22 protein-coding genes are annotated in these 18,988 nt (G+C 47.8%); 14 read left to right on the top strand and 8 right to left on the bottom strand.

The window, feature by feature from the left end; all coding sequences use genetic code 11:
• Positions 1-10 precede the first annotated feature (10 nt).
• The 4 genes from DFT_RS16455 to DFT_RS26540 all read left to right on the top strand — a co-directional run bounded on the left by DFT_RS16455 (position 11) and on the right by DFT_RS26540 (position 3,201).
• Positions 11-1,210 carry a M20 family metallopeptidase gene (locus tag DFT_RS16455; protein WP_054032234.1) on the top strand — a complete coding sequence of 400 codons (1,200 nt, stop codon included), beginning with the start codon at positions 11-13 and terminating at the stop codon, positions 1,208-1,210.
• Positions 1,211-1,214: 4 nt separating this feature from the next.
• The gene (locus DFT_RS16450; RefSeq protein WP_083453560.1) at positions 1,215-1,709 is read left to right on the top strand and encodes a universal stress protein; all 495 of its coding nucleotides are present in this window, start codon (positions 1,215-1,217) and stop codon (positions 1,707-1,709) included.
• Between the two features lie 303 nt (positions 1,710-2,012).
• Positions 2,013-2,630 carry a branched-chain amino acid ABC transporter permease gene (locus DFT_RS16445; RefSeq protein ID WP_369688315.1) on the top strand — a complete coding sequence of 206 codons (618 nt, stop codon included), beginning with the start codon at positions 2,013-2,015 and terminating at the stop codon, positions 2,628-2,630.
• 220 nt (positions 2,631-2,850) lie between these two features.
• Complete coding sequence (locus tag DFT_RS26540) at positions 2,851-3,201, top strand: class I adenylate-forming enzyme family protein (protein WP_083453559.1); 351 nt, start codon at positions 2,851-2,853, stop codon at positions 3,199-3,201.
• A 20-nt stretch (positions 3,202-3,221) separates the two neighbouring features.
• On the opposite strand, the gene DFT_RS16435 is transcribed toward DFT_RS26540, so the two are convergent.
• The 7 genes from DFT_RS16435 to rsgA form a co-directional block, all read right to left on the bottom strand.
• Entirely contained in the window at positions 3,222-4,085 is an 864-nt protein-coding gene (locus DFT_RS16435) for a 4Fe-4S ferredoxin (RefSeq protein ID WP_054032230.1), read from the bottom strand.
• Between the two features lie 611 nt (positions 4,086-4,696).
• Positions 4,697-5,035 carry a DsrE family protein gene (locus tag DFT_RS16430; RefSeq protein ID WP_054032229.1) on the bottom strand — a complete coding sequence of 113 codons (339 nt, stop codon included), beginning with the start codon at positions 5,033-5,035 and terminating at the stop codon, positions 4,697-4,699.
• A gap of 228 nt (positions 5,036-5,263) precedes the next feature.
• Positions 5,264-5,752, bottom strand: a complete 489-nt coding sequence (locus DFT_RS16425; RefSeq protein WP_076750600.1) for a gamma-glutamylcyclotransferase family protein — start codon at positions 5,750-5,752, stop codon at positions 5,264-5,266.
• 150 nt (positions 5,753-5,902) lie between these two features.
• Complete coding sequence (locus DFT_RS16420; RefSeq protein WP_054032227.1) at positions 5,903-6,727, bottom strand: nitroreductase family protein; 825 nt, start codon at positions 6,725-6,727, stop codon at positions 5,903-5,905.
• A gap of 252 nt (positions 6,728-6,979) precedes the next feature.
• Positions 6,980-8,428, bottom strand: a complete 1,449-nt coding sequence (locus tag DFT_RS16415) for an amidase (RefSeq protein WP_054032226.1) — start codon at positions 8,426-8,428, stop codon at positions 6,980-6,982.
• Between the two features lie 286 nt (positions 8,429-8,714).
• Positions 8,715-9,251: a GNAT family N-acetyltransferase gene (locus tag DFT_RS16410; RefSeq protein WP_235506247.1), complete on the bottom strand. Its 537-nt coding sequence runs from the start codon at positions 9,249-9,251 to the stop codon at positions 8,715-8,717.
• A gap of 35 nt (positions 9,252-9,286) precedes the next feature.
• Positions 9,287-10,405, bottom strand: a complete 1,119-nt coding sequence (gene rsgA, locus DFT_RS16405) for a ribosome small subunit-dependent GTPase A (RefSeq protein ID WP_054032224.1) — start codon at positions 10,403-10,405, stop codon at positions 9,287-9,289.
• Between the two features lie 462 nt (positions 10,406-10,867).
• Between rsgA and DFT_RS16400 the strand changes: the two genes are divergently transcribed.
• The 10 genes from DFT_RS16400 to DFT_RS16365 all read left to right on the top strand — a co-directional run bounded on the left by DFT_RS16400 (position 10,868) and on the right by DFT_RS16365 (position 18,091).
• Positions 10,868-11,185, top strand: a complete 318-nt coding sequence (locus tag DFT_RS16400) for a tyrosine-type recombinase/integrase (RefSeq protein WP_161807184.1) — start codon at positions 10,868-10,870, stop codon at positions 11,183-11,185.
• A gap of 422 nt (positions 11,186-11,607) precedes the next feature.
• Complete coding sequence (locus tag DFT_RS25960) at positions 11,608-11,877, top strand: hypothetical protein (RefSeq protein WP_152972029.1); 270 nt, start codon at positions 11,608-11,610, stop codon at positions 11,875-11,877.
• Positions 11,878-12,077: 200 nt separating this feature from the next.
• A complete protein-coding gene (locus DFT_RS16395; RefSeq protein WP_161807183.1) occupies positions 12,078-12,590 on the top strand; it encodes a DinB family protein in 513 nt (170 codons plus the stop codon).
• A 202-nt stretch (positions 12,591-12,792) separates the two neighbouring features.
• Positions 12,793-13,122, top strand: a complete 330-nt coding sequence (locus tag DFT_RS27355; protein WP_369688314.1) for a DUF6538 domain-containing protein — start codon at positions 12,793-12,795, stop codon at positions 13,120-13,122.
• A gap of 470 nt (positions 13,123-13,592) precedes the next feature.
• Positions 13,593-14,210 carry a hypothetical protein gene (locus DFT_RS16390; protein ID WP_054032221.1) on the top strand — a complete coding sequence of 206 codons (618 nt, stop codon included), beginning with the start codon at positions 13,593-13,595 and terminating at the stop codon, positions 14,208-14,210.
• A 46-nt stretch (positions 14,211-14,256) separates the two neighbouring features.
• The gene (locus tag DFT_RS16385; protein WP_054032220.1) at positions 14,257-14,622 is read left to right on the top strand and encodes a hypothetical protein; all 366 of its coding nucleotides are present in this window, start codon (positions 14,257-14,259) and stop codon (positions 14,620-14,622) included.
• Positions 14,623-14,624: 2 nt separating this feature from the next.
• Positions 14,625-15,065 carry a hypothetical protein gene (locus DFT_RS25955; protein ID WP_152972028.1) on the top strand — a complete coding sequence of 147 codons (441 nt, stop codon included), beginning with the start codon at positions 14,625-14,627 and terminating at the stop codon, positions 15,063-15,065.
• A gap of 164 nt (positions 15,066-15,229) precedes the next feature.
• Positions 15,230-15,526 carry a hypothetical protein gene (locus DFT_RS16375; RefSeq protein WP_152972027.1) on the top strand — a complete coding sequence of 99 codons (297 nt, stop codon included), beginning with the start codon at positions 15,230-15,232 and terminating at the stop codon, positions 15,524-15,526.
• A gap of 82 nt (positions 15,527-15,608) precedes the next feature.
• A complete protein-coding gene (locus DFT_RS16370) occupies positions 15,609-17,075 on the top strand; it encodes an IS1380 family transposase (RefSeq protein ID WP_054030223.1) in 1,467 nt (488 codons plus the stop codon).
• Between the two features lie 143 nt (positions 17,076-17,218).
• Entirely contained in the window at positions 17,219-18,091 is an 873-nt protein-coding gene (locus tag DFT_RS16365; RefSeq protein ID WP_083453558.1) for a 4Fe-4S dicluster domain-containing protein, read from the top strand.
• A gap of 184 nt (positions 18,092-18,275) precedes the next feature.
• Here DFT_RS16365 and DFT_RS16360 read toward each other — a convergent pair whose 3' ends face one another.
• Positions 18,276-18,860: an outer membrane beta-barrel protein gene (locus DFT_RS16360; RefSeq protein ID WP_054032216.1), complete on the bottom strand. Its 585-nt coding sequence runs from the start codon at positions 18,858-18,860 to the stop codon at positions 18,276-18,278.
• Positions 18,861-18,988 lie beyond the last annotated feature (128 nt).

The raw sequence follows: 18,988 nt of genomic DNA, 5'->3' as shown, positions 1-18,988 counted from the left end.
AAGGACCCCATTGGAGACAAAACGATTCAATGATCTCTATCGTCGATTTGAAGATCTTCTGCCCCCGGAAGAACCTTTGGAAATGGCTAAACGACTGATCGCTTTTCAGAGCGAAAACCCGCCAGGCATGGAGGCTGAAATTTCCGAGTATTTGGAAAAATGGCTTTCGGCTGAAGAATTTGAAGTGTCCCGGGTCCTCAGCCCGCAGGGGCGGCCCAACCTGGTGGCCACCCTCCGAGCGAAAGGAGGCGGCAAACGACTAATTTACAACGGCCACATGGATGTTGTCCCGGCTGGAGATCCCGGAGTGTGGACCAGTCCTCCTTACGCCCCAGAAATTCGATCAGGGCGTCTTTACGGCAGGGGGGCCGCTGATACAAAGGGTGGAACGGCGGCTTTTATTTACGGTGCCTGGCTTATTAAGCAGGCGGGTTTAAATCTTGGTCATTCCGAGTTGGTGCTGCACCTGGTCTCGGATGAAGAATCAGGTGGCAGTCATGGGACTGGGTTTCTCGCCTCGAAAGGTTTGGCCAAGGCAGACGCAGCGGTCGTCGTTGAGCCTACCGGAATGAAGATCGCCACCGCGGAGAAAGGTACCTTGTGGTACCGGATCACGATCAAAGGTGTGGCGGCACATGCTGCCGTGCCGCACCTTGGCGTCAATGCCATTGAGAAAATGGGAAAATTGCTGCCGCGGTTGAAGGATATGATAGGAGAGACCAGACATCCAATATTGGGTGAGCCCACATTGAGTATCGGAGTAATCAGCGGCGGAAGCAAAATCAATACCGTTGCAGACAGCTGTTTTATCGAAGTGGACCGGCGATGCCTTCCTAATGAGCAAACGGAGGTCATCGAACAGCGGCTGGAAGATATTCTGGCTGATTTTGGTAAGAACGAAGAGATCAAATTATATAAAGAACGCCTCATGTATGCTGAACCCAGCGAGATAGCCGCTAACGAAAAAATTGTGACGATATCACTGAGCAACATCGAACGGGTCATTGGCAACCGGCCAGAAATATTTGGAATTAGCGGATTCACAGATGCCAGGTATTACATGCGGCAGGCAGGAACACCGGCCATTCTGTTAGGCCCGGGGAATATGAATCAGGCCCATACAACCGACGAATATGTGGAAGTCGATCAGTTGCGCCGTTCGGCTTTGATTTTCGCTTTGATCACTGCTGATTTCTTGGATCTGGAGTGAAAGGATGGAAATAATGGAAGATTGTGAAGTGAATCTAAAAAAAATTGTCGCAGCTCTGGATCTTTCCGCATACGCTGAAACAACGTTCATGCACGCGCTTGCATTGGCCAGATCGCTGCAGGCAGAGCTCATCATCTTGAACATCATAAACATTTCAGGCCTTCAATCCCTCGATCTTGTTGCTAGCCAGGGATTTCCGGTCAGCAAGGAAGACTACATCCAAAAAACTAACCGGGAACGCATTCGGATCTTCAAAGAAACGTATCTATCCCGAACGGAAGGTGTTGCGGCAAAAATTGAGCTAAGGGTTGGTGTCCCTTTTGAGGAAATAATAAGGATTTTGCGTAAAGAAAAAGCGGACATGGTGGTCATGGGCACCAAGGGGCGTACCGATCTGGCTGGTGTACTTTTTGGTTCGACAGCGGAAAAAGTTTTCCGACACTCCCCATGTGCAGTGGTATCGGTCCGCGGTCCACAACACTGCAGGCTTCCCGAGTAAGTGGCTGCTGTTCGAGTGTGAAAAAATGCTTGCTCTGAATTATCTTGTTGTCCGTATATTGCGATTGCAACGACTTGAAACCGTTCGCCGGGTGGTGACGGAAACGACGCTATCGGTGAACAATTTAATTTGCTCAAATTATATGATCCCATCTAATATTGCAAAATAGAAGTCGTCCCTGTTTTCAACATTAGTTGGAAGCAGAAATTGTCAGAGCAGGGAAGGGCATGTCCATCAGGTTTTAACCTGATTTTATCATTGGACATTCTATACTTTTATTAAAGCAGGCCCAAAGTAAGGTGCATGATGAGTCCTGTAGTGGTAATGTATATTACGCAGGGCCTTCATGGACTTGCATACGGAATGTTGCTATTTTTGGTGGCCTCCGGTTTGACCTTGGTTTTCGGGATGATGGGCATCCTGAATTTGGCTCACGCCTCCCTTTTTATGCTGTCTGCCTATTTTTGCTATACAGTTCTATTGGTAACCGGCAACTTTTGGATGGCTCTGATCATAGCGCCCATTGTCACAGCCTTGCTCGGAATTCTCGTAGAGCGGTTTTTACTACGCAGAGTACACCTACAGGGGCATATTGGTGAACTCCTTCTTACAATGGGGATCATGCTTGTTATTCTGGAGACCGTTAAATCCTTCTGGGGTAGGGAAGTTTTGGTTATTTCCATACCTCCTTCCTTGAGCGGACTGGTTTATTTCGGGGCTATTCGCTTCCCGCTTTATCGTTTATTCATTATTCTTCTTTCTCTGGTCGTGTTGGGCATCATGATTTTAGTCCTGTTCAAGACCCGTCTGGGAAAGGTTGTGCAGGCAACAGTGTCCAACGCCAGCATGGTCAGTGCTTTAGGTATAAACACTCCGCTGGTTTTTATGCTGGTCTTTGGTTTCGGAACTTGGCTAGCCTGAGTGGCCGGTGTGGCGGCAGCGCCCCTTCTTAGTGTTTTTCCAGGCATGGCGGACCAGATAGGGATGGACGCTTTCGTGGTGGTCGTGGTTGGCGGCTTGGGGAGTCTGGGTGGGGCCTTGCTGTCATCCTTGGTGATCGGTGAGGGGGTATTGGAACAATGCGGAAGCGACGGAGGAAGCCTTGCGGGGGGGATGGCTTCATACGGGCGATTTAGCAAGGATGGACGAGGACGGCTACTTATATCTTGCCGGCAGGAAGAAGGACATGATCATCCGCGGGGGAGAAAACATCTATCCTGTTGAAATTGAATATGTTCTGCACAAGAACCCCAAGATTGAGGAGGCCGCTGTGATCGGGGTTCCCGATGCATACTGGGGGGAGATCGTCAAGGCTGTGGTGGTGCTACGCAAAGGGGAAAAGGCCACCGAGGAAGAGATCATAGAATATTGCCGCGAGAGCTTGGCCAGCTATAAAAAACCGACCATAGTGGAGTTTCGTGACGCGCTTCCTAAGAACGCAATGCAGAAGGTTCTAAAAACGGTCTTGAGCAGTGAATCACCTGTCGGGTAACATTCCCACCCCTGTGGACCCTACCCGTCCGTGCTGTGAGGTATGCGCGATTCACATGGAACGCCGGTCTGACAAAGGCCGCAACCATAGCCGTCTATTCCGAAACTTTCTTTGACATAATTGCTGGTAACGGGAAACAAATGGTTTAAGCAGGTCAACTTGTTTTTTCCAGATTCGCTAATGGCGCCTACCGGACAGCGGGAAATACATTTCTTACAGGTTCCTTTTGAAAAATAGAGACAATAGGCCCGATGATCGGTGTAGGGCCGTTGCGTAGCGGGGATATTCATCTGGGCCACGACCGATCCAGTGCGCATAGCTTTACCCACTGGTGTTATCAATCCGTCGCATAGTCCAAAGGTACCCAACCCTGCGGCATAAGCTGCATGACGTTCGGACCAGGTGGAAGAAAAGCCGTATTTGGGCGAAATGCGCACACTGAACTGAGGGGCAAGGGCTGGCGCCACAGCACGAATATTTCTATCCTTCAAGGATTGGACTATGTGTCGACGCAGTGCTACATTAACCTCTTCGCCAAAAATTCGGGCCCTGGCCCACCGTTCGGAAGGGTAGAATTTTTCTTTTCGGTTGTCGTTTTTTGTGGCTTCGGTTTGTGGCAGAATATAACTGATTACAGTCAGTTGCTCCGCCTTGATGGTAGTGTCTCGAAACGTGACTGCAAAGACTTCCCAAGGGGTCATGTAAAAAGGCCCTACATGATCTTTGTATTGCTCGAAGAGCAGATCATCTCCACTTGCAAACCCCACCAAGGGGATCCCAAAGGCTTTATCATTAGCTTTGTTTCTGAGCGTGTTGGAGTGATCTATAGCGATAAAACTTTTAATCATAGTCTCAACGTGTTGGGCATCTACTTTGGATATCATAATCTCTCCATTAAATTGCTTTTAAATATATTGGGGTTACCCACAAAGCCCAATTCCGGAACACACGCGAGAGCCACACTCTATGATTGAAACCATGCATATTATCGAAAGCTGCTACCCACTTGAAAAAATGGAAGCGAGACGCGCAACCTTGGGTATCGAGATCAACCACCTCAATATATCAATTGGGCTTCGTGGATAACCGCTTTATTTTTTAAACTATTTCTCCAATTTATTCCCAGCGATTGTAAAATAAACATATTGGCTTGAAAGTTGGCGAATAATGTATTTGTAAATTGTTTTATCCGCGGAGTGCTCTTTCGAATTTCTTGAAGCCAATCCATTTGAAGATCGCCCTCTTAAGAGTTCAAAGTAAAGTTCATCGCTACTATTCTCATATCGCAGGTTGGGCCGGGCCTGCAATATCCAATCGAAATTCCGGCTTTCATTAGACACTGCAATTCCTTTTTTAAAAATAAGGACTACTGCTATGGACCAGCAATAGTCCGATACCGGGCGGACCTTTGTAATGTCAAATCCATTTTCCAGATCCGGAACTTTAGCATGCCAAGACTCCGGATGGAATATACATTCCGAAAAAATGCAAAACTTTAAATTGTGATTACCCGATCTCCTGACTTCAGCCAATCTGTTAAAAATTCCCCTGTATAGAAGACCTTTACGCCGATCGCTTCCAGTCTTTCTAAAATGCCCATATTCTCGGCACATCGTTTACAGGCAATCACTTCAACACCTGCATTTTTCATCTCTGATATTTTTTCCATGACTTCTGCATCATTGACCAGAAGATCCCCGGAGGCACCCCAAATAAGAAGTGTAACATTGTCCCACCATCCTCTGATTTTTGAATTGTGGGCGTACATACACACCATGTTCATTGCCACTGTTTTATCTCCATTAGTCCAGAGCACCAACAGTCTGTCTTGCATTACCCTCTCCTTTAAATGAAATTTGGTTATTGGATGGATAGATCTTGAATGGATTGCTGCCCTCGCATTTGTTATCTTTATTCTCATATCGAGAGGTTGGCTGAGCCACTGATCTGATTTGAATATCGGAGGTGTTTACTGGCAATTTTCCTGTACATAGGACTTTTTTGATCAGCCACAAAGCGGCGAATCAATCGTCGGGTAAGGAGCTGCGCCTGGATTTTTTTGTTAGCAGTATATTGCCAGTTCTCGCTCGCCCCTGGTAACGTCCGGATCTTCGACAGCCGCAATCGCCTCAATCTGAGCAATGTATTCGGGGGGCAACCCGTGCTCACGGGCCCCAATCAAGACGTGCTCTTTGTACCAGCAGTAAGGTTTTAGCGACGAATTTACTCTTGTGGCGAAATACATCAAGATGTTCAACTTTCCTTGTTCCGTAATTACCTCGACCACTTTTTCATCATATCCAAACCCCAGCCCTTCCATGCTATCAAGGGATAGCTTTTCATCATCAGCAAGCTCGTACACCACACCAAAAACTCGATCATTGTAGTTTCCTGTTTCCAGAGCGTCGCATTTCCCGGAACCATCGCTACTGACTTTGTGGAATCGAAGCCTATAAGCTGGCAAAATCGCGACTGCGACAAAACGTGCTGATGGCACACGATCTCTTAAACGCGCGGACGACATATTAGAACCATACGAGAAGCAGAGCACGAATCCTCCTCACCATCAACCATCCGTATTTTCATATCGCAGGTTAGGGGATGTGCGTTGAAGATCTCATGATTTTGGCTTGGTCTGGATCTATCGGTCAAGTGCACATCCCCTTGGAAAGGATAGCATGAAATAATAGGCGCCCTATCTCTATTTCCAGATAATATTTGCCGCTTTTCTCTCTGGCAGGCGGTAGTATTTAAACTTGGGATGCCCCAGCACCATGGCATAAAAGTGCGTATGGTTCTCCGGCAGGCCCACCAATGCTTTGAGCGGTTCGAAAAATTTCAAAGCGCGGGTTATCAACCCGAGCCATAACGTGCCGAGTCCTTTGGCAGTGGCCATCAGTTCAAGGTAAGACAAGGCAATGGACAGATCCACCATACCATTGTCGTAATAGCCAGGGGCGGAAGCCACCAACAGACAAGGCGCATCCCGGGTAATGGAATTGATGCCGGCTTCATACGCCTGCACAATTCTCGGAAAATAAGGCGGCAGCTTCTTGGCGGTCTCCGATTCCAGCATCATTTTCATCCACGCCACCGTCAGATCCGACATCTCTTTCAATTTGGCCTTATCCGTTTGAACCGTCCAGGCGAGCAGTTGCGAATTGCCACCGGTGGGGGCAAAACGGGCTGTGTCGATCAGGGCCTGTATCGTCTCACGAGTCACAGGCTTATCCTTGAAATGCCGGATGGATCGCCTAGTCCTGAGGAACTGGGAAGCCTGGACAGTATCCAATGCCAGCTCTTTTTTAATTTCAGGGCTGCTATCCAGAGGCACATTGACATGATCCAAGGCACCATGGGGGCACACAGCCACACAATGTCCGCACCGCAGGCAGATTTTATCCCCCTGGGGAATCATCACCGGCACACTATCCTTGTCCGCCTGTTTGATAATGCCAGCCGGACAGTCCATGACGCATAACCCATCTTTCTTGCACTTGATTTCATTAATTTTAATCAATGTCATCTTTTACCTCTTAAAGCGAAACGGAGTGAAGTTGCCCGCCATTATTGCCCTTGATTTGAAGATTACGCAATCACACATTGCGCTCTCAAAACGATCTCGTTGTTTTTTGCATCTGGTATTCTCATATAGCAGGTTTGGTGGACCCTTTAATATCCAATAAAAATAGCAGCTTCCAGTTAGCCCCGGCAATTCTGAAATCAGCGCCAGGTCGTCGAGGAGCCTTTAGAAAGATCCTTTTCTTCATTTTTGACCCTAGTAGCCAGTTGGTGGAATGAAATGATGGTACTCACGTTCCAGGAGCCGTGCAAATTGGATACAGGCGCGATCACCGTATTGCGGGCCCACGACCTGGACACCTACCGGTAGCCCTTTCCTTGACAGCCCGATGGGTGCAACAGTCGCCGGTAGGAAGAAGTTACAGGAATATCCGGCCCAGAACATCTGGGTGGTGGATGGTTGGGGTTTTCCGTTAACGGAGATCATGCGCTCCCACCGCTCACCCTTCTGATTATGCTCGAAAGCCGTCGTGGTGGCAGCCGGACAGAGGAAGAGATCGAAGTCGCTAAAAAACGCTGCCCAGGCAAGTCGCATACGGTGCCGCAAATTATCGTATGCGAGCCACTCCTTGTGGGACATGGCCTGCGCCCGGATCATCTGGGCCCGGTAGCTTTCGTCGTCCGCTCTCAAAGATTTATAGTCCGCCAAATTCTTCTCGAAATCTTCGGGGGTCAGACGTCCGCATGTGGCCCCCCGAAGGAGCCGAATGTAGTTCCGGTGGGCTTCGCGAGAATCGATTTTGGGTCGCGCGTCTACCCGCACCTTCAACTTCATCTTTTTCAAGAAGGTGGTCAGGTCGCGAAGTACTTGCTGTACTTCCTCATCCACCTCCGCTTCGGGGTCATCGTAGACAACCGCCACCTTGAATTCCCTGAGCTCCTTCCTCTTCGGCTTCGGCAGGCTCAGTTTCCACCCGGAACCGTCAATATCGTCCGGACCCGCCATGACATCCATGGCCAAAGCCAGGTCCTCGGCGCTCCGTGCGAGGGGCCCGACCACCGCGATGTCCGTCAGGCCAAACGTCCCCGGCAAGGCTTGGCCGAGAGGAGATATGATCCCATAAGTGGGTTTATGCCCGTACACGCCGCAGTAATGGGCGGGATTGCGAATGGAGGCCCCGATATCGCTCCCGGCTTCGAGGCCGGTCAACCCCGCCGCCAGCGCGGCCGCCGATCCCCCCGAGGAGCCGCCGGGTACACGGTTCCGGTCCCAAGGGTTGTTCGTGGTCCCGTAAATGTCATTGAAGGTCTGCCAGTCCGCGAGGTACATGGGAACGTTGGTCTTGCCGAAGATCACGGCACCGGCTTGGAGAAAGCGGTCAACCACCAGAGCATTGCTCGAAGGATAATTTTCCTTATATCTCGGGACGCCCCATGTGGTCGGCATGCCGACTACATCGAAGGATTCCTTAATGGTCATGGGCACCCCGTGAAGAGGGCCCCAGAGGTTTCCCCGTGCAAGGGCCCGGTCCGCCTGGCGGGCGCGCTTCCGGGCGGCGTCCACATCCATAAAGATGATGGCGTTGATCTCGGAATAGCATTCTACCCGCTGCAGATAGAGATCCAGCAGTTCGAGGGCTCCGATCTTCTTTGTACGAATCATGGAAGCCAGCTGCTTTGCAGAGCAAAACGGGATGTCCGACATGGGAGATCTCCTGTTTTTGGAAAATGTGGTTTAACCACGCGGGGCTTATCGGCATTTCCGCCCCGGAAACGTTGTGTGTCTACCACGCGGGCGATCTCGAGGCAAATTGTCCATATGCGACTATTCTCATATCAAAGGTTTTGTTCGGCCTTTGATATGAATTTAATATCAAAGCTGTTGACCGCCGATTTCCGCCTCAGGTATGAGACCTCTATTAACGATGGAATTGCCGGTGGTTTATGGTCTATTGCATCCCCACGGGTACGACGGTTGACATAAAACCCTCCTATTCCCGCCAGTGTTCAGGCCTGTTCAGGGCATCTGCGCAGATGAGCTTTCCGCTGACCGTGCCGATCACCCCCGGCCGGAGCGCCTGAACCATCCAGGCGCCGGAATGTTCATCCGGTATGGGATAGGGCGCCTCGAATCCGAGACTCTCGGCGGGTGTGAATCCCAAACGGGGGTAGTAATCCGGATGCCCCAGCACGAACACGAGATCGACACCCGACCTGCCCAGCATCGATAGCCCCTGTTCGACTAGTTTGCCGCCGATGCCCTGTTTCTTGGCATCGGGCACGATCGCCAGGGGCGCGAGCAGTCTAATTGACACCTTATCCCCGGCTTCCGACAGCTGTGCCGCCGTAAAAAGAATGTGCCCCACAGCCCGATGATCATTAAAAGCAAGCAAAGACAACAGCGGCTCTGCGGTCGGATCCTGAAGAAGCGCCCGCACCAGCTCCGCCTCTTTATCATAACCAAATGCCAGACGTTCCACTTCCAGTACGTCGTTCAAATCCGTTTCCAGTGCTTTTCTTATTTTCAATTTTTTACTCCCCATTTAATGTTTGAGATGGAATATCACTTGTTTCGATTACGCTTCTTGAGTTCCTTGACCTTCAGCGCCACCCCTTTCCAGCGCTCTTTCTCCAGGTGATCCGCACTCTTGTGCTGCCGATCGGACAGATAGGTCAGCTCTCGTTTCATCTTGTTGTAGCTTGCCAGCCTGCTTTGCAAAAGCTCTCCGTCCGCCACCGCCTGAAGGACCCGGCAACTGGGTTCGTGGCTGTGGCTGCAATCGGAAAACCGGCACCCCGCGGCCAGGCTTTCAATCTCCGGGAATGCGTCACCGATCCCGTCATTGTCGTTCCAGAAAGCGATTTCACGGATACCGGGATTGTCGATCACCATCCCGCCCTGGGGCATCACAATCAGGTCACGGGTGGTGGTGGTGTGCTTGCCCTTCCCCACACTATCGCTTATAGCGCCGGTGACTTGTAAGGCCCTGCCGCTGAGCCGGTTCACCAGGGTAGATTTGCCGGCGCCGGAAGACCCCACCATGGTGGTGGTCTGACCCGGAGACAGATACGCTTCAATCTCAACCAGCCCTGTCTCGTCCAGGGCAGACACCAGGTGTGTCGGAACCCCGAAAGCGATCGCTTCCACCTCGGCGCGGAACTGCTCCGGATTTTCGTGCAGATCGGCCTTTGTCAGGATGATGGCCGGATTGAGGCCGCAGGTGTAGATCAGCGTCAGGTAGCGTTCGATGCGCCGCAGGTTGAAGTCTCGGTCCAGACCGCACACCACAAACACTCGGTCGAGGTTTGCCGCGATGACCTGTTCTTTCTGTGGCAGTTCATCCTGTTTGCCGCGCTTGCCGGCCGCTCCCCGGGACAGGGTATTGATTCGAGGCAACACGGTCAAAATCACCGTGTCGGTCACCAAGACCCAATCCCCGGCCACCGGATAGACGCCATCGGCATTATGCCTGAGCCTGCCGGACACGGTGGCGAGCCTCTCTTTTTTCCCGTCACTGATACGAAAGTTGTTTTTCCGAACCCCGACCACCCTGGCCGGAATCACTTCCTCATCACAACGGTCTGTCAGCTGGGCCTGGAAATGGGCAGACCATCCCAAGTGTAAAAGATGCCGGTAGTTTTCGTTAAATAATCTATCTCTATCTTCTTCTTCTGTGAACATTGTCTGACTCCGTTTTATGGTCAAATGCCATACCATCAGTGCCGGATCCAAGATGCCAACGACGATACACAGTCTGCCGGTGGCAAAGTGTATGACCGATTGAGTTAAAAACGTTAGAAGCGTTACTGACGAAGGGTACAGTCCTATCGGCGGAGTCTCGGAAAGGAGTCTGCTGCGGAGCAGGTCCGGTGAAACAGACCTGTCTTAAACTGAAAAGCGTGCTTTGCCTATTGCAGAGCTACAATCAATCAGCCACCGTGGGGTTGGTCCCCTTGTCGGCAACGATTGACGCAATATCCATTAATTTTCTGAACAAAAAAACCTCATTTACGCCGTTTTCGCGTTTTCGGGTTAAAAGAATCCGAATATTCCATGAACCATGCTGCTGTCAAGTTTTTTATAGGAAGATATCTTCGGATTACTACTAAGCATCTGGGTGGTTTGAAGATCAGGGTGTATCGATTGAAAGACTATATTCAGAGAAAAGGTTTGAAGCCTGAGCATAGGATCTTCTCTCTATGGTACACTGGCGCAAGCATGATTGTTAATAGAGCCGGTAAAAACATCGGCATCGAAATCCGCCCTCACGATCTGAGACGACATGCCGCCCCTTATGCATCAAGATCCGATGTCCCGCTGGAGATCTTCAGCAAGGCAATTCTCAGTCATGCAAACCTGGCTACTACCCAGAGGTACCTTGGCAAGGTCAGTGATGGAGAAGCCATGGAAATAATAAACGGAACCTTGCACATGCCATGGTCCGCCAAGAAGGCTTGGTAGATTGATGGTCATGAATAACATCAGGCCGACTACCAGATATTGTGGATCTGCAAAAAATCAAAAACGAGGACCAAATCTGATATTCCCTAACTTTACTTGGGTATCAACATTGACTTGCAATTGTTGATAGGAGCCACTTCATTATTGAATTGCCAGCCCCCCATTTAAAGGCAGAGTATTTTTTGCGGGTACAATCAATGAAATCTGCTTATTAATTACACCTGTACAGATCGAAAATGATGCAAATGATATCGAGTGTGGCATTCATATTCCCAGTGCAGGATAAACCACTTAGGAACGTTATAACGAATGTCCAGCTACCACATCTTTTAAGGGAACCAGCACTGAATCTTGAGTTTACGTGACGGCGCTGTTGTTTCTGCACCTCATTTTATTCTCTTATCACAGGTTTTGGCGGGCCTGTGATATCGCTTGAATATCGCAGTTTCGGTTCATCTGGCAATCTGTGGTTATTGGTTTTCCGGCTTTTGGTTCTTTTAGATAAAATGCCGCCACCACCAGATGTAGTGGAGGTGCCAAGAGCTTTGAAGCGAGCAATGAACCGGACATTGATCACCACTGCAATACGCCGCAATGGGTTGAGTCATATCAGCAATCATCAATGCCCGGTCACTGTCCAAATTGTCGATATCCCCGGCCTCAACCATGATCTATCTGCCGCAGGAGATTAGGGCTGCATAGCCGCCAGAAATAATGGACGATCCACCCCACAAACATTTTTACCCACACTGTAAGCATCCCCACCAATGAAGGTCTCTTAGAGTTGAAAACCTGAAAATAGTGCCCATTTTAGCCGCTATATTTGTGCACAGCAGTGCCAAGCGGGAATTGATCACACGATGTATAGACCAAGGAAGGGATGGGACAAACCATGAACATCGATATCATTGAAAAATTGCGATCTGAAAATCGAAAAACTTTTAATGAATTGCTGAACCTGATGGGTGAGGATGGTTTCCGGAAGGCACCAAAGGAGGACGCCTGGCCTGCTGCGGCGCAATTTCACCATATCTATTTGGCAAAAAAGCGGATAACCGAGCTCGTCAAAGGTTTTACCCAAGACCTTCAGAATACCGGGGACACCTCGGTAACGGAAGTCCCGGTTCGAGAAATTTTTGGGGAAATTACATACGATCAGATGCCGGATTTGCCAGCGCCGGGAACGGAGCCCGACAGCGACCTTTCAAAAGTGCTACTCATGACAATGATGGAAGCGGTGTGTACCGAGATGGACGGGTATTTCGAGGTATGTAAAACGCATGATTGCAGCGCTATGACGGCTAAACACCCTTTTATCGGGCTGTTGAACTGCTATGAGTGGTTTTATTTCGAAGGCATACACGAGAGAAGTCATTTGGGTCACATAAGGAGCGAGTATCTGTAATTTGTCGCGCTTGTCAGCAGGTATTAATGCACGCTTATTCTTGTATCGCAGGTTTCCAATTTAACAAATGATACGGTTAAATTGGTATACATGTTTTTTGGATGAGGGGCTTAAAATTCAGAATAGGGGTAACCATAGGGGTAACTAAAATGCATGAAATTATAAATAATAAATAATAACAATAATTTGTTTAAAGGATTGAATGGTCTGCATCGCGGACTGTTTCGGCAGTAGGGTTTTGTTTTTGTTATATTTTCAGCCAAAAGCCATGCCCTGCTGCTTATACACCTTCCTTACACTTTGGAAGGAAGGAGGCTGTGATTTTCAACCGATTGGCAAGGCATCAAGCCACCTTGTAAGAAATCTATACCGATATTGTTTCAGGTTAAGCGTACCGATTGACTCACAGCGAGTAATCGGCAAAAAGGAAGTTCGATATTCACTGAAATCTGGATATCTTGGCCTTGCAAAAAGAAGGCTTCTCTCTGTGCTGGTTTGTTTTGGAACCTATTTGGTCACATCAGGAATTTGAGGTTTAAGAACATGGCTCTATGTAAGTATGCCCTTTTCTGTTTTTGCCGCTGTGTGATCCATTCTAAGGAATCTGTTAGCTGTCAAAACAATCACAATATTATAGTTGACCAATATTTCTATGTGAGTTTAGGATATTTTATATTTATTCCCGCGACTCGACTGTCCTCATAATCCAGCAGCAAATATCGAATGCAGCTCGCGTTCGCCTTGATTCAAAAGCTGTGATCACATTATCAGTGGACAGCGCACAAATCCAGTTTAGAAATATTACCGCTCGGCAAAAGGCAACGGCAATGGAACCGTTGAAAATGCCAATAGATTGCCTCCAGGGGAAATTTCCCCTTCGGAGGCTTTTGGCTTTTTTGAACTGCTAACTTTAGGCAGGACCGTATCTTTTCAAAAGAGTTTACTTATCCACCTAAGTGCCATAGCCGCAAGGAACATTATGAATGACAGGAGGATCGTGACATGAAAAAAATTGCATGTAATTTTATGATTGTTCTTATTCTTATTCTCATTGCGTTTCCTGCGACTTCTGCCGGTAACGGATTGTCTGATGAATTTACCCTCGCAGGTCGAGAAATTTTTCCAGGCATTGAACAGGATGGAGTTACGAAAGGCGCGGTATTTATCGGTGAGGTTTTGGATTCATCCTATCAATCCAAGGGATATTTTAGCGTGACAATTGATCATGATGGTAACGGCATTGAAGAGTGCGGCCAGCAAACAGAAATATTTCGATTTAAACTAGTTCTGAGTTTAACAAATATCGGCAGGCTCGTGCTGGTTATGTATCAGCCTTCAGCTATAGCTGATTGGTCATATGACGATCCCAACTGTCCTTTTGGAGGCTTTTGCTGGAATGACGATACCCCGATAAGAATCGATGACCTTGAAGAGTGTACCATAGGAAATCCTGAAGAATCCCTTATCGCCGCAGTAGAGCCTATTGTTCTCAAGAAACAATGGCTTGGAACTTTCGGATCTGCCTTCAGAGCTGTTCAATTCGCTTCTATTTACGGTTTGCTTATTCACACACCTCCTTTGGTTCCTGCTGTAATAGGCTATCTGACTTTTTCTGAGTAGATGCCTTATCAAGCATATGACATAATTCATTATTCATGGTGTCTTGATGATGGATCAAAATATTTGGTATCTAATTATTACTTCGTTTTCAATATGGTCATATAAAGTATTCTCACTCCTTATAGGATATTTGTTCGCAAAGTTGGGTTATGATTTGTTTATAAAAGGTGTCTCTGGAGAATTCAAATTTAAAGGAGAATTCAAAGGCGTTAAAGCGGATCTTGTAAGTGCTTCACCTGGGCTATTTTTCATCTTGATGGGCACAATTATCGTTGGAATTACGCTCTATAAAGGCTTCTCATTAGAAACAGAATTGCCTAAAATCATCAATAAGCAAGATAAAGTTATCGAGCAACAATATCCAGATTTTAAGCCACTGCCATTGCAACCGGATAAGCGAAAAGGAGAATGAGTATGAAAAAAATAATACCAGAAAGTATAGGGATGAAGATCCCCTGCGCGTTCTCTTTAATATTCTTAATAATTCATCTAATTTGTCTTTCGCCAACTTTTGCTAGAGCTGAAGGCGCGGTCTGTATTTCTGACATTGACCACTACTACAACATAGCAGTTCAGCAATACAATCAAGGTGACTACCTTAATGCAAGCAAGAATTTCTATGTTTGGTACATCGGATCTTATTGTAGACCGGAAATTGATAAGGGATTCTTGGACAACTTTTCGATAGAATTATCAATATTAGATAAATTGGTAACAGATTCAATGAATGAAGGAAGAAGCAGGGTCCTTAGTACTTATAGAACCTCTGGTGGCACTGTGTCTGGCAAAGGAGATGCACCATCTCCTTCAGGCAGGCGTATGCCATATTTCCCACCTGCTATTAGGAGAAGGTAATTTGTACAAATTTAAAACGAATTTGAAAAACCTAAGAACAAGGTTAAACGGCATGTTGCAGTATAAGGCTTAACAGCTCTGTCTCAATGCATCAGAACCTATGTAAGCCTTTGTCTTCCAGCATGAATAAGATTATTCACAATATCATCAGTCGGGAGGTACAAATGGCAGAAGTGTATAGAAAACTTCAAGAACGACTTGATATGTTTCCTCAAGGATTCCCAAAAACGAAAAGCGGGGTGGAAATTTGTGTGTTGGAAAGTCTATTTTCAGAGGAGGAGGCAGAGATTGCCACCCGTTTGAAACCATACCCTGAACCTGTTGCTGCAATTGCTGAAAGGACAAATCGGGATGCACAGCAATTGGGGCCAATATTATATGAGATGTCAAAAAAAGGGTTGATCCTTCGTTACAAAGAGTCAGAGCAGGTAATTTATTACCTGAATTTTGCACCTGAATAGCGAGAAAGGGTAGAAACCATCTGGGAACCCTTGCTACAATGGGGGTTACGAAGCCAACCCATAAAAGCAGGGAGGTACCCAGATGGTAAAATCCAAGAAATCAGATTTCAGCAAAAACCGCAACCCTAAAGGATTTAGCCCAAATGGCGCGAAGGCCAAGAAAATCAATGCGTCAACCGCTTATGATACGTGCAGCGAGCAGCTGAGCGCATTTGGCGGTGTTTTGCCGCTGATCAAATTTTTTGATCTGGTTGGTTTTCGAGAAATTTTTGACTTCGCCTATAAAGCGCCGGCCCGTGAACCCAAACTGGGCCATTATTCGATGATGACAGGCTTGCTGATGCTACTGTTTATAGGGTTCAACCGAATTTGGCATTTTTCCTACCTGCGGCTGGATGCGATGCTGTGCGGATTTTTCAACCTGACGCGGCTTCCGGTGGCCAGCACATTTTGGCGCTATGTCAACAGCCTGGGTATCAACCAAGCCAATTCACTGCTGGCTGTGATGGCCCATTTACGTGAGCGGGTCTGGCGGCTTTGCGATCTATCGTACTACCGCATCTGCCTGGATATCGATACGACCGTGGAAACGGTTTTCGGCAACCAGCAGGGGGCGAAAAAAGGCCACAATCCAAGAAATCGGGGCAAAAAGGGATACCGCCCGGTGTTATGCTTCATCGAACAAAGCCGTGAGTACCTGCTGGGCAAACTTCGCAAGGGCGAAACCATCAGCGGCGAGCAAACCGCCTCGTTTATCGCCAAAATCAAACAATACCTTCCCGGCTGTGTGAGGCAGGTGTTGATCCGCGCGGATGCCGAGTTTCAAAGCTGGGAAAGCATCCATGAATGCATCAAGGCCGGTTACAATTTCATCATCGCCAACAAAGGGTGCGAACCGCCATTTGATCCACGGCGCTGGTACCGCCCGCACAAGCGCAACGCCTATGAGTTCAACAGCTGTGTTTACCAGCCAATGGGATGGCAGATGCCGGTTCGATTCGTGGCCATGCGAATCCCCAAAGATAAAAATGTTGCCAAAGATCGATGCGTGCAATACGAACTGTTTGAGGCTGATCGTTATGAGTACCGCATCTTTTGCACGGATTTACGCCGTGCGGCTCACAAGGTCATCGCCGAGTATGACAAGCGGGCCGACGTCGAAAATCTTGTGGGAGAAGCCAAGCGCGAAGGTCTGGATGCCATCCCCTCGTCTCGCTTTAAAAACAACTATGCCTATTTCCAAATCGTCATGCTGGCCTACAATATCTGGCGCTATTTGAAGATATTGGCCGAGCAGAGCGCATACCCCAGACAAGCGGCCGGAGGCCATGGATTTGAAGGCATCCAAACCAACACGGTGCGCATTGCGCGGTTGCGCCTGTTAATGATCGCGGCCAAGGTGGTTACGGCTTCAAATAGAGATAAGGTTCGTTATTCTATCCATGACAGCCGAACGCCGGCATTGATGTCTTTCCTGAAATACATTGACGAAAAAAGGTTCAAGCCCAGGCCATGGGCTGGCGGTATACTCCAGGCACCTGGCGGGTAGATCTGTTGTTAATGCACAAAATTTCTTGCATGGAAATATGATGATTCATTATAAATACATACGACGCATTCTGTCGGGCAGTTCTACTTCAGGTCGCTCTCTTTATTGGTACTGACGGCGGCCTGAGGACGAGCGCGGTAGATTTGATCCATCTCGAGAATTTAGCGGGCATGAGCCGTTACGGCCGTATGCGTGCAAAATTCAGGTATTATTTCTTAGCCCCTTGGATGGTTGGGATATGGGAATTTCAATTGAATCGTTTAAACAAAGAAAACATTCAACTGTATGAAAAATTCCACCAGGAGGGAATCGTTGCTTCTGCTAAAGGTAGACGCGTCGGAGGTTTTCGGGTTATACCGGTCGAAAGGGAAATAAAGGATGATAGAGAAATACAGCCGTATGAGAAAGTTTCGGAAATCATAGAAACAAACTCAAAGTTCGCCGTCGCTGATTGTATATGTCGCAAGGAATCTGAAATACTGGGCGATAAATGTGACAAACTATTAGAAGCTTGCATGACATTCGGCGTTGCTGCAGACTATTACATCGAAAATGGAATGGCACGGGAAATTTCAAAAGAGGAAGCCAAGCAGATTCTTTATAAGGCTGAGGAAGATGGATTGGTTCATTGCTCATCAAATCACAAGGGAAATAAAATCTTCATTTGCAACTGTTGTGGATGCCATTGTAAGGCATTGGCTTTTTTAACTAAACATAATATGCCCGGCCTTATTTCACAGTCAAACTATTATGCATTGGTAGATGCAGCCACCTGCGATGGCTGCACAACCTGTATTGATCGGTGTCAAGTTAATGCAATAGAAATGATAGACGAAATTGCAGCAGTAAAACGTGAAAGATGTATTGGATGTGGTTTGTGTGTGTCCACCTGCCCAACGGGATCTATCTCCATGGTTCATAAACAACCGGGTTACTTATCTCATATTTACGATGACGATTTCGACCTCATGCAGGCAAGAGCAAAAGATACGGGAAAGGCTTTTCCTTTCGACTGATTTTTAAGTCTTGTGGCATTTTTCAATCGCATTTTGAATCATCTACCCATGCGAAATGAATGAAGGGAACAATTCAGCTTTGGACAGTTTTTAACGTCTTTGGGACCATTAGCGCATTCTTCATGGCAATGTTTAAAGCCTACTGTTTCGGCAGTAGGCTTTTGTTTTTAATGCGTTTCAATGGTTAGAAAGTATATCCGACAGACAGGGTCAATTTGGAATATTCGATATCGAATTCATGACCCAACTCCTCGGCGGTGCCATTGTTGACTGAGTACATCATTTCGATCAGAAAATGTTTATTGATGATGATGCCTCCGCCGAGCCCCCAATACAAGCCACCTTCCAAGTCAGCCTCGTAGATACCCGTTCCTTTATAATCCGAATCACCATCGAAAAAATTGTATCCGAGATGACCTGTAAAATAGGGGGCCACGTTCGAATCGTTCAGCTTGGCCCGCAACAGGCCATATACCGGCACGAAATTGAAATCCCCTTCAAAGTCATCCTGGGACCGGGGAATCTGATAGGTCAGTCCAAATCCCATATCGAGGTGGCTGTTCAGATGAAAAAGAAGTTCGCCGGACAACGAAATTCCAGTTTCGACATCCTCCGATCCACTGAACCCATAGCCCGAGACCTGATGGTCCCCTTCGAAATCATATCCGATTTTGAAAGCCCCGCCGACGCCTTGTGCCATCGCACTGTGAACGGGAAATAGCGCAATGGCCAACAAGGAAAGAATGGCAAACGCGATCACCTTTTTCATCTGGGTTCCCTTTCCTGGAATTTGGGTTGAAAACGATCTGTAAGAACATGTGCCTTGATAATACAAAAGACTCAGATAGCCGAAAATTTGTTTACAACCCATTCCATAGAACATCGCCGCATGCAGGC

The organism is Desulfatitalea tepidiphila (assembly GCF_001293685.1).
Lineage (GTDB): Bacteria > Desulfobacterota > Desulfobacteria > Desulfobacterales > Desulfosarcinaceae > Desulfatitalea > Desulfatitalea tepidiphila.
The sequence above is the reverse complement of the archived record's forward strand: the minus strand, read 5'-3'. Positions and strand labels throughout refer to the sequence as shown.